The organism is Mycobacterium sp., from assembly GCF_049673265.1.
GTDB lineage: Bacteria > Actinomycetota > Actinomycetes > Mycobacteriales > Mycobacteriaceae > Mycobacterium.
Map to the genome: position 1 here is coordinate 1 of NZ_JBATXN010000662.1, position 5,356 is coordinate 5,356.

Consider the following 5,356-nt stretch of genomic DNA (forward strand, 5'->3'; position numbering starts at 1 on the left):
CCAGGAACTCCCGTAGCACCGGCACCGCCGTCAGCCACCACGCCCATTTGGGGTGGTAGCGCGGGAACGCGCAGACCAGCGCGCCGGTGCTGGATGCCCAGTTCAGGCCCTCGGCCACCGAGACCGCGAACAACGACGAGCCGTAGTTGTTTTTGGCCGGGTGACCGTGCTTGCGGGCGTAACGTGCGGCAGCCCGGGCGCCGCCGAGATAGTGCGTCAGCCCCATCTCGTGCCCACCGAATGGTCCCAACCAGACGGTGTACGACAACACGACCAGCCCACCCGGCCTGGTGACCCGCAACATCTCGTCGCCGAGCTGCCAAGGCCGTGGCACATGCTCGGCAACATTGGACGACAGGCAGATGTCCACGCTGTCGTCGGCGAACGGCAGCGCCATTCCCGACGCGCGGACGAACGTCCCCTTTTCAGGCGTCAAAGTTGCCCCGCCGGCGTGCATCTCACTGGGGTCCGGCTCCACGCCGACGTACCGAAGCCCGGCGTCGGTAAAGGCCTTCGCGAAGTATCCGGGCCCGCCTCCGACGTCGAGCAGGCAGCGACCGGCCGGGCGTTCGCCGTGGATGCCTTGCCAGAGGTCGCCGACCATGGCCGCGGTATCGGTTGCCAGCGTTCCGTAGAAGCGGACTGGATCCGACTGCTCGTAGCGGAACTCCGACAGCAACCGCACCGAGCGGCGCAGGGTCGCCCGCCGCGCAAACACGTCACTCACGGCCACCGGCCAACCCTATGCAGCCGCGCCCGTTAGGCTGACCTGTGATGCCTGAACTGCGCTCGGTACTGCTGCTGTGCTGGCGCGATACCGCCCACCCACAGGGCGGTGGTAGCGAAACCTATCTGCAGCGCATCGGAGCCCAGCTGGCCGCGTCCGGTGTCGCGATCACCTTGCGCACCGCCCGTTATCCCGGCGCGGCGCGACGCGAAGTCGTCGACGGGGTGCGGATCAGCCGCGCGGGCGGGCGGTACTCGGTCTACGTGTGGGCGCTGTTGGCGATGGCGGCGGCCAGGATTGGGATGGGGCCGTTGCGGCGGGTGCGTCCGGATGTGGTGGTCGATACCCAGAACGGCTTGCCGTTTCTGGCCCGGTTGATCTACGGACGGCGGGTCGCCGTGCTGGTGCACCACTGCCATCGTCAGCAATGGCCGGTCGCCGGCCCGGTGCTCGGCCGATTCGGCTGGTTCGTCGAGTCGCGGTTGTCGCCGAGGCTGCACCGCCGCAACCAGTACGTGACGGTGTCGCTGCCGTCGGCCCGCGACTTGGTCGGCCTTGGCGTCGAAAACGAGCGAATAGCCTTGGTGCGCAACGGTCTCGACGAGGCCCCGGAAGCATCTCTGCATGGTCCGCGCGCGGACGATCCGCGCGTGTTGGTGTTGTCCCGCTTGGTGCCGCACAAGCAGATCGAGGACGCAATGGCCGCGGTGGCGCTGCTGCGGGGATCGACTCCCGGGCTGCATCTCGACATCGTCGGTGGCGGGTGGTGGTGGCAGCGCCTGGTCGACCACGCGGCGCGCCTGGGCATCAGCGAGGCTGTGACGTTCCACGGCCACATCGATGACGTCACCAAACACCATGTGATGCAACAGTCTTGGGTGCATGTGTTGCCTTCGCGCAAAGAAGGCTGGGGTCTGGCGGTCATCGAGGCGGCCCAGCACGCGGTGCCGACGATCGGCTACCGATCGTCCGGCGGGCTGGCCGACTCGATCATCGACGGGGTGACCGGGGTACTGGTTGACAGTCGCGCCGAGTTGGTGAATCGGCTGCAACAGTTACTGGACGATCCAGTGCTGCGTGATCAGCTCGGCGCCAAGGCGCAAGCGCGCAGCGCCGAATTCTCTTGGCGGCAAAGCGCAGACGCGATGCGCAGCGTGCTGGAGTCGGTGATGGCGGGAGAGCGCATCAGCGGAGTGGTGTAGGACGCCGCTGACGCCAGCCGGCCACCGCCATGCCGACGGCTCCGGCGATCAGCATCTGCAACCACACGAGATGGGCGATCACTGCGAGCAACCGGCGATCGGCCGGCGTCGCGGCTGGTGCGTCGTCGACACGGTACAAGCTCAAGTCGTGGCCGCGGTAGGTCACCGGTAGTCGTTCGAATGTCTTGGCGGCCAGGCCCATATCGCCGGGAGTGCCCGCTTCGACCACCAGCCACGCTATGCCCGCGCGGCGAAGTGCAGCAGGATCGGCGCCGGACAACAGCAGCCGCTGCGCCGTGCGCGCCCGATAGCCCTCACCGGGAACCGTTACACCCGCGATCGTCAGGTCGCCGGTTAGCAGCACATTGCCGCGCACCCAGCGCGGCAATGGATCCAGCACCGGCGCCGGTCCACTCCAGGCGAATCGCCGCATGGTGTCGGCCGGCAACACCGCGACGACTCCGGGATCGCGGTTGATCAACGCTGCGACGGTTCGCCAGTCGCTCGGGTAGTGCACCGGCTCGACTTTTCCTCCGACACCCCAGGCTAAGTCGGGAAGTGCGAACAGCAGCGCGGCGCACAACACCGGCGCGGTCACCGCGGGCTGCAACCAACGCCGCAACGTCAGCACCGCCGCCGCACCCGCCAGTGCGTATCCAGGCATCGCCAGCGCCACCCACTTCTGCCCGTCGCGCAGCACGCCCAACCCCGGCGCGGCATCGACAACCGCCTGCAGCGCGGCCAGCCCCGGGCCGGTGGCCAGCACCGCGGGCACCAAAACGGCTACTGCCGCCAGCACTATCAGTGGGACCGCCGTGCGTCGACGCGCCAGCGCCGGCAGCCCGGCAGCCACCGCCAGCAGCAGTACCACAGCCGATACGACTGCGAAAAGCGTTGTCCGCGAGGCTGGTACAGCCTCGCTGTTCCAGATCCCACCGAGGCTGGCCAGGCTGCCCAGCGTGCCGAGGTCCGGCTCGGCGCGGGCTGCGAAAGCCGTAACGTCTGGAGCCTGCGCCCAGATTCGGTCCGCCGATGACAAGCCCAGTGCTGCAGCCGCCAACCATGGCAGCGCCGCCAGCGCGGCAGCCGCCGACGCGACGGCGGCGCATCGCCAGCGCGCGCGACCCGCCCCCGGGGCGGCTATGCAGACCATTGCGACTGTTGCGGCCAGGATCAGCCCGGTCGGGGTCAGTCCGGCCAGCGCGATCCAAAACACCAGCGCGAAACGCCCCCGCGGGGACGTCGGGTCCTCCGATCGCAGCGTCAGCATCGTCGTCGCCACCCAGGGCAGGCAGCCATAGCCGAGCAGCAGGCTCCAATGGCCCTGTAGCAACCGCTCCGCGACATATGGATTCCAGATCGCGAGTGTGATCGCGACAAGTTGGCCGCCGGCACCGGCTTCCGGCAACACCAGCGCAACCAGACGGGCTGCGCCCCAACCTGCCAGCCACAGACCCACGACCAGCAACGCCTTAACCACGAGGCCGCCATCGATGCAGTGCGACGCCAACGCGACGGCGAAATCTTGCGGAACGGCCCGGGGCGCCGACATCAACCCGAGGGCGCTATCGGATAAGTAGGACCGCGGCGTGGACACCGCATCGCGCAGCAGGAAGTATCCGGGCCGCAGTAGCGGCGCAACCACCAGCAGTGCCAATGCCAGTGCGTACCCGGAAAGGGCGATCCGGGCTCGGCCCGCGCCGATGGCCGGGCTAGGAGTGATCGGGTGGACCCGAAGTCGGGGGACTTTCCACGCCTGGCGGGCCCGCACCGGGTGGCCCCTGCTCGCGCTGCAGGTCTTTGGGCGGTGTCGGCAGCTTCTCCGTTTCGGCCTCGGCACCGGGTACGCGTTCGACCGGCGGCTCGGCGCGGCCGAAGAAGCCGTGGTCGGCGGAATCCAGTCCGGGGTCGAGCAGCGCCGCCTCGGTCCGCAAGCTGAACGAGCCGAGCAACAGGCCACCGATCAGTGCGATCACGCCGGACGCGGTGAAGCTGATCGGAAGCACTCGGGACCACAACGCCAACCGGTCGCGCTCGTTACGCGCGGCGTTGACCTGTGACTCGATGGTCTCTTCGTTGGAGGTGACCTTGTAATCAACAAGCGTCATCTCGGGCTTCAACGGATCGCGGGCGTAGTAGTGATTGGCGTGATCGTTTTCTTTGACGATGGTCCCTGACTCGGGGTCCACCCAGAAGGTCCGCTGGGCGGCGTAGTAGCGGGTCATCGTGATCTTCTCGTCCGGATCGCCGGGCACGTCCCACATCGCCGCGGAGGCGGTCACCCTGCTGTCCTCGTCGTTGGCATACAGCGAGGGATACTTGATCGGCTCGGCCAACTTGCCGTCGGCGTCGTAGCCGACGTCTTGGGTGAACTTGTAGGTGGTCAGCCCGTTGACGTCTTCTTGTCCGGTGTAGTTGGCGTCGAACGCCTTCTGCGCGATCGGGTCGAAATACGGGTACGTCCGCTTCTCGGTGTGGAACGGGAATCGGTAGGACAGTCCGTCGTGCGGCAACGCGATGTTGGTGGGCGGGTTTTCATCGTTGAAGCCGCGGGGTTTCTGCACGGCGCCGCCGGGGTGGCTGTCATCGGAAACCGCCATCGCGGTTTTGCGGTTCAGCGTGACGGTGTCGACGAGCGCGAGCAGCAGACCGGAGTCCTTTTGCTTGTCGCTGCGTCGAACGGAGCTGCCCACCTGCAACGTGACGACATCGGCGTTGGCGGGTGATTCGACGTCGATCTGCTGCTGGGCTACCAGCGGCACGTTTTTGTTGACCACCAGCTTCTGGCTATTCATCGATGCCGCGTCCAGCGCGGTCCCGGTGCCATCGCTGATCAACGTGGCGTTCAGATCGAGCGGAATCTTGGTGATCCTGCTGGCGGTGTAGGTCCACAGCAGCAATGCAGCGACCAGCAAGGCGGCTCCGAGTCCCATGATCCCGCAGGCGGCCATCCGCAACATGACTGCTCGGTTCACGTTGCCGAGACCTCCTTGTGCTGGCGCAGCGAAGCAAAACTTGTTCGACCCTAACAGCAAAATTTAAGGTCCCGGTTTAGGTCCTCACGGTGGGCAAACGGGGTGTACCCGATTTGTCCGGTAAGCCATCGCGGGCACACTGTCCTCATGAGCGAGCGCCGCGAGGTGGGTGGGACGCGCAGCTTTCTGCCCGCTGTGGAAGGCATGCGGGCGTGCGCGGCTATCGGCGTCGTCGTCACCCACGTCGCATTCCAGACCGGGCACTCCACCGGGATCGACGGTCGGCTGTTCGGTCGCTTCGATCTTGCGGTCGCGGTGTTCTTCGCGCTGTCGGGCTTTCTGTTGTGGCGCGGACATGCTGCGGCCGCCCGCGGCGTTGGTTCGCGCCCGTCGACCGGTCATTACCTGCGATCGCGGGTGGTGCGGATCATGCCGGCCTACGTGGTGGCCGT

The 5,356-nt window shown here is 67.2% G+C and carries 5 protein-coding genes; 2 read left to right on the plus strand and 3 right to left on the minus strand.

The window, feature by feature from the left end:
- The coding region (locus WBF82_RS22435; protein WP_424385130.1) for a class I SAM-dependent methyltransferase at window positions 1-733 on the minus strand (733 nt) is incomplete at its 3' end.
- Between the two features lie 41 nt (window positions 734-774).
- Here WBF82_RS22435 and WBF82_RS22440 point away from each other — a divergent pair.
- Window positions 775-1,929 (plus strand): glycosyltransferase family 4 protein, encoded by a 1,155-nt coding sequence (locus WBF82_RS22440; RefSeq protein WP_424385131.1) that lies wholly within the window; start codon window positions 775-777, stop codon window positions 1,927-1,929.
- Here WBF82_RS22440 and WBF82_RS22445 read toward each other — a convergent pair.
- Together WBF82_RS22445 and WBF82_RS22450 are read right to left on the minus strand one after the other, a co-directional pair.
- The gene (locus tag WBF82_RS22445) at window positions 1,913-3,634 is read right to left on the minus strand and encodes a hypothetical protein (RefSeq protein WP_424385134.1); all 1,722 of its coding nucleotides are present in this window, start codon (window positions 3,632-3,634) and stop codon (window positions 1,913-1,915) included. The two genes, WBF82_RS22440 and WBF82_RS22445, sit on opposite strands and share 17 nt — an antisense overlap.
- Window positions 3,635-3,641: 7 nt before the next feature.
- A complete protein-coding gene (locus WBF82_RS22450; protein ID WP_424385132.1) occupies window positions 3,642-4,904 on the minus strand; it encodes a DUF3068 domain-containing protein in 1,263 nt (420 codons plus the stop codon).
- A gap of 147 nt (window positions 4,905-5,051) precedes the next feature.
- On the opposite strand from WBF82_RS22450, the gene WBF82_RS22455 reads away from it, so the two are divergent.
- On the plus strand, window positions 5,052-5,356 hold a 305-nt coding region (locus tag WBF82_RS22455; protein ID WP_424385133.1), incomplete at its 3' end, for an acyltransferase family protein.